At 66.1% G+C, this 5065-nt stretch carries 6 protein-coding genes; 4 read left to right on the forward strand and 2 right to left on the reverse strand.

Translation table 11 applies throughout. The features are described 5' to 3' along the window. Nucleotides 1-172: 172 nt before the first annotated feature. From RMP06_RS17100 to RMP06_RS17110, 3 genes are all read left to right on the forward strand, one after another. Complete coding sequence (locus RMP06_RS17100; RefSeq protein ID WP_310463001.1) at nucleotides 173-403, forward strand: site-specific integrase; 231 nt, start codon at nucleotides 173-175, stop codon at nucleotides 401-403. A gap of 120 nt (nucleotides 404-523) precedes the next feature. Next, the gene (locus tag RMP06_RS17105) at nucleotides 524-859 is read left to right on the forward strand and encodes a type II toxin-antitoxin system RelE/ParE family toxin (protein ID WP_310463002.1); all 336 of its coding nucleotides are present in this window, start codon (nucleotides 524-526) and stop codon (nucleotides 857-859) included. Between the two features lie 7 nt (nucleotides 860-866). Further along, a complete protein-coding gene (locus RMP06_RS17110; RefSeq protein WP_310463003.1) occupies nucleotides 867-1151 on the forward strand; it encodes a helix-turn-helix domain-containing protein in 285 nt (94 codons plus the stop codon). Nucleotides 1152-1229: 78 nt separating this feature from the next. Here the strand turns inward: RMP06_RS17110 and RMP06_RS17115 are convergent, their stop codons facing one another. After that, a complete protein-coding gene (locus RMP06_RS17115; RefSeq protein WP_310463004.1) occupies nucleotides 1230-1916 on the reverse strand; it encodes a hypothetical protein in 687 nt (228 codons plus the stop codon). A 36-nt stretch (nucleotides 1917-1952) separates the two neighbouring features. Here RMP06_RS17115 and RMP06_RS17120 point away from each other — a divergent pair, with 36 nt between their 5' ends. Beyond that, nucleotides 1953-2213, forward strand: a complete 261-nt coding sequence (locus RMP06_RS17120) for a site-specific integrase (protein WP_310463005.1) — start codon at nucleotides 1953-1955, stop codon at nucleotides 2211-2213. Between the two features lie 120 nt (nucleotides 2214-2333). On the opposite strand, the gene RMP06_RS17125 is transcribed toward RMP06_RS17120, so the two are convergent. After that, complete coding sequence (locus RMP06_RS17125) at nucleotides 2334-4661, reverse strand: glycoside hydrolase family 3 C-terminal domain-containing protein (RefSeq protein ID WP_310463006.1); 2328 nt, start codon at nucleotides 4659-4661, stop codon at nucleotides 2334-2336. Nucleotides 4662-5065: the final 404 nt, after the last annotated feature.

Below are 5065 nucleotides of genomic sequence, written 5' to 3' on the forward strand. Positions count from 1 at the left end.
CGACATCGCCGACTACATCGTCAGCTTCTACAACAGCGTGCGTCTGCACTCCACACTGGGCAACTTGCCTCCCAATGCCTTCGAGCAGCAATCGGCAATCACACAACCTGTCGGGCTGTGCGAAATAACTTGACCAGGACACTACCGGCTGCTGCGGCGCTTTTTTACGGACGTGGCGAACGCGGCGGCCACGCGCGAGGGAGCGCCGCCGGCAGCCGAGTTCTTGAAAGCCTCGACGCACTGGCTGCGCCACACCTTCGCCAACGAGGCGATCAAGCAGATGCAGCCGCAGGTGCTGCAGAGCCTGCTGGGGCACTCGGACCTGCGGGTGACGTCGGTGTACGTCAAGGCGCAGGCGGCTGACCTCGTGCGAGGCATGCGGGCCCTGCCTCGCAAGCGCTGAGTCGAGCTATCGCGAGCAGTGTCGCTCCTGGTTCGCCAGCGCTTTGTACCCTGCCAACAGGGCACGTCATGACATGGCAAGTCAGTGCATGACACTAATCCAATGGATTACAATTCATGCATGCTGACGATTGCCGAACTGCCCGAATACCAGAAGCGAGCCGGCAAGCTGCTGTCCGATGACGATCGCCGGGATCTGATCCTGTACCTGGCTGCACACCCGCGGGCCGGCGATCTGATCGAAGGCACAGGTGGCGTGCGCAAGCTGCGATGGGGACGCGACGGGCGCGGCAAGAGTGGAGGCGTGCGCATCATCTACTACGTTCACAGCGACGCCATGCCGCTGTACCTGCTGACGATGTTCGCCAAGAACGAACGGGCGAACCTGACCCGGGCCGAATGCAACGAGTTGGCCGGCCTGGTTGATCTTCTGGTGCAAATCTGGTTTGAAAGGTAGAACCCCCATGGGCAAAGCATTCGAGAGCATTCGCCAAGGGCTGGCGGAAGCGGCGGCCCACGGCCGGGGCGAGGCCGCAGGCGTCAAGGTCTATGAGCCGACCGCCGTGGACGTGGCCGCCGTGCGCGCACGACTGGGGTTGACCCAGGACCAGTTCGCGGCACGGTTCGGGTTTTCGGTGGCGACCCTGCGCCATTGGGAGCGCGGCGATCGCCGGCCACAGGGCGCGGCGCTGGTGCTGCTGAACCTGATCGAGCGGGAACCCCAAGCCGTCATGCGGGCATTGTCTTGATCGGGTGATCTGCTGCACGGCCATGCCGATGCAGCCGGCTTGGCAAGTCGACCGGCATCCACCGTTGACAGTACCGGCTCAAATACTCATGCACGCCATGAGTTCACCGATACGCACTGTGGTGGGCACCTGAGGCGCACCACAGGCCGATCGATCTGAACTCACGCCATCGACCATGGGCAAAGTAACCGGCTTGTATTCCGACAAGTCAAGTCGCACATGCTCATCAGCCATGCCAGCGGTCATGGCCATGCTCAGCAGGTCGCGAAGCTGCAAGCGGCTGACCCGACCGCCCAGCAGCGCGGCCGCACGGTCGAGACTTACCCCCAGGACATGTGCTGCGCCATCCAGATCCAGTGCCAGGGCCTTGATGCGGTGCTGAAGAGCAATCAGTACGGTCCAGCACTGGGTGTAGTCTTCTTCGGCTGCCAGGTCGCTCTTGAGGTCATACCAGACGGTGTCATGGCGGTGCGGATGCAAAGGATGCTGCGGATCCCGTTCGGGTAAAGGCGCCACGCCCGGCACCGAGAGCCTCGCCAGCTTGGACAAGCGCTTGAGTTCGGTCAGGCCAAACCGGCTGCTTTGGTTCTTGTCCGTCTGCAAGTCAACTACGTCAGCCGCAGACAGGCCTAGCAGATAAGAAATCCTGGGTGGGTTCATGTCCGGGCGAGCGACGAAGTCGTTCAAGACACGCAGCAGCACCGAATGCTCGTCCATCTCGGTATCGGCAACGGGTGTAATTTCAAGGGGGACGGCTGGATTCAAGATCGCGGCTCCGGTGAAAGCTGCTGAATGATACGGATGCACCTGCCTGTTGAGGCACGAGCGTATCGGAATCCTGCGGCGGCCACGCGAGAAGGGGCACCGCCAGCAGCCGAGTTCCCCCGGGCCTCGACGCACTGGCTGCGCCACACCTTCGCCAACGAGGCGATCAAGCAGATGCAGCCGCAGGTGCTGCAGAGCCTGCTGGGGCACTCGGACCTGCGGGTGACCTCGGTGTACGTCAAGGCCCAGGCGGCTGATCTCGTGCGGGGCATGCGGGCCCTGCCGCGCCGGGGATGAGGTCGAACCGCTCGCGAGCGGTGTCGCCCCTTGGCTCGCCGGTGCTTTCTGCCTGCCTGCCAGGTCCGCAACCACACTGCTCGCCATGAGCATCGCCGCCTCCGCACTGCCCCATCGCCTTCAGCCCCCGAATGCCCGCACCAGCTCGTCGATGCGCCCATCACCGCAGAGTCCGCCGGACATGGCCGGGATCTTGTAGAGCGGCATCTCGTTGGCGAAGGCCAGCGCGGCGCTGTCGCCCTTGCGCTTGGCGGCGAGCTGCTCGGGGCTCAGGCTGGCAAGGGCCTGCTCGTCCACGGGTTCGAGCAGGCCGCCGAAGCCGAGCGCGTGCAGCATCTCGGCATAGGCTTCCTGGCCGCCCGGGCGACCAAGGAAGTCCTGTACCAGCGAGCGGCGCGTGATCGGCTGGTGGCGGGCACGGCTGGCGGTGATCTCGACGCTCACGCTCAGCGGCAGGTCACGCGAGGAGCCGCCCACCTGGATGTCGAACGTGCCGGGATGCACCGCCCAATCGTGCAGGCCCAGGTCGTAGTGGGCGAAGTCGCGCCGACCCAGCGCGAAGCGCATGGTGGTCGTTTCGCCCGGCGCAAGGCCAACCTTGGCGAACGCGCGCAGTTCACGTTCAGGTCGGACGATCTTCGGCGATCGTTCGCGCACGTAGAGCTGCACGACCTCCTGACCGGCCCGTGCTCCGCTGTTGCGCAGCGTCACCTCGACCGGGAGCGTGTCCTCGCCGTCCACGTCGCAGGTCAGGGCACCGATGCCGATCGCGGTGTAGTCGAAACGGGTGTAGCTCAGGCCGTGGCCGAAGGGGAACAGGGGTTGCAGGCCACGCTTGTCGTAGTGGCGGTAGCCGATGAACAGGCCCTCGCCGTACCAGGCTTGGCCGTCGCGGCCAGGGAAAGACGGGTAGGCCGGCGTTTGCTGCAGGCTGACCGGGAAGGTCTCGCTGAGCTTGCCCGAGGGGTTGACGTGGCCGGTCAGCACATCGGCGATCGCGCCACCGCCAGCCTGTCCACCCAGCCAGCCCTCGACGATCGCCGGCACACGGTCCACCCAGGGCATGGCCACGGCCGAACCGTTCATCAGCACGACGACGAGCCTCGGGTGCGCCGCAGTCAGCGCTTCGATCAGGCGGTCATGGCCCGGGGGCAGGTGGATGTCGCTGCGGTCGAAGCCCTCGGACTCGTAGCTGTCGGGCAGGCCAGCGAAGACGACCACCACGTCGGCGGTCGCGGCCACGGTCAGCGCCTCGGCGATCAGCGCGTCGCTGGTCACGCCCTCACCGTCGCAGCCGCGGGCGTAGGTGACATTCACCGCGCCCAGCAGCGCAACCAGCTCGTCGTGCGGATACGCGACCCGTGTCGGGTTGACCTGCGAGCTGCCGGCGCCCTGGAAGCGCGGCACCTTGGCGAAGTCGCCGATCACCGCGACCTTCGTGCCGGCGGCCAGCGGCAGCACATCGCCCTCGTTCTTCAGCAGCACGATGCCCTCGGCACCGACGCGGCGCGACAGCGCGTGGTGCGCGTCGGCGTTGAAGGTGGTGCTGGGGCGGTGGCTGGCGTGGGCCAGCAGCATCACGGCGACCAGCTCTGCGGTGACCCGGGCCAGCACCGCCGGGTCGAGGCCGCCCGTGCGCACCGCCTTGATGATCTTCTGGCGGTTGTGTGCGCCGCTACCGGGCATCTCCAGGTTGTTGCCGGCGATCACGCCCTGCACGCGGTCGTGTATACCGCCCCAATCCGACACCACGAAGCCATCGAAGCCCCAGCGTTCGCGCAGGATGCCGGTCAGCAGTGCGCGGTGCTCGCTGGCATGCACACCGTTGACGAGGTTGTAGGCGCTCATCACCGACCAGGGCTTGGTCGGCGACTGCGCGATGGCGATCTCGAAGGCTTGCAGGTAGACCTCGTGCAGCGTGCGCTCGTCCACGTCCGAGCTGGTCGCCATGCGCTCGAACTCCTGGTTGTTGACCGCGAAGTGCTTCAGCGAGGTGCCCACGCCCTCACCCTGCACGCCGTCGATGTAGGCCGCGGCCATGCGACCGGCCAGCACCGGATCCTCGGCGAAATACTCGAAGTTGCGACCACCGAGCGGCGAGCGCTTCATGTTGATGCCCGGGCCCAGCACGATGTGGACGCCGCTGGCCTGCGCCTCGCGACCAAGTGCTACACCGACTTCGCGGGCCAGCGCGGTGTTCCAGGTTGCCGCCAGCCCCGGTGCGGTCGGGAAGCAGGTGGCTGGCACGCTGCCCTCCAGCCCGGCGCCGACCACCTTGCGCAAGCCGTGCGGCCCATCGGAGACGACCATCGGCGCCAGTCCGAGGCGCTCGATGCCGTGCGTCTGCCACCAGCCATCGCCGGACAGCAGCAGTGCCTGTTCTTCGAGCGTCATCTGAGCGACCAGGGCTTCGGCCTGGCGGCGGTGTTCGGCGGGGTACTTGTTCATGGTGTGCGGTCCGATATTCGGAGCCTCTTTCTTTCAGGCCCAAGCTTCCCATTGTCTGCCGACTGACTTGTCCATGGAGCCAGCACCATGGCTGCGAGGGGTGACACGCACAGCTGTCGATGTGCTCGCCCACGTTCCGCGACTGCGTTTGGAAAAGGGTTCCGTCAGGCAACGCACAGACACACGCCTCGAATCTTCCGACAAGCGGCATCAGTGGCACCTGGCGTGCTGCGCGCCATTTCGACTGGATCCGATGAACTTACACACCCGCCGCCGAGCCCTCGGGCTGTACGTGGCCGTCATCACAGCCGTGATGCTGTGCCTGAGTTGCAGCAGCCTGCCCACCTTTGTGCCCGACCTGGCGCGCCAACCGGCGCGGCCAGTGCCGCTGGAGGGTGAGCACG

Source organism: Sphaerotilus sp., assembly GCF_031429695.1.
Lineage (GTDB): Bacteria > Pseudomonadota > Gammaproteobacteria > Burkholderiales > Burkholderiaceae_C > Sphaerotilus.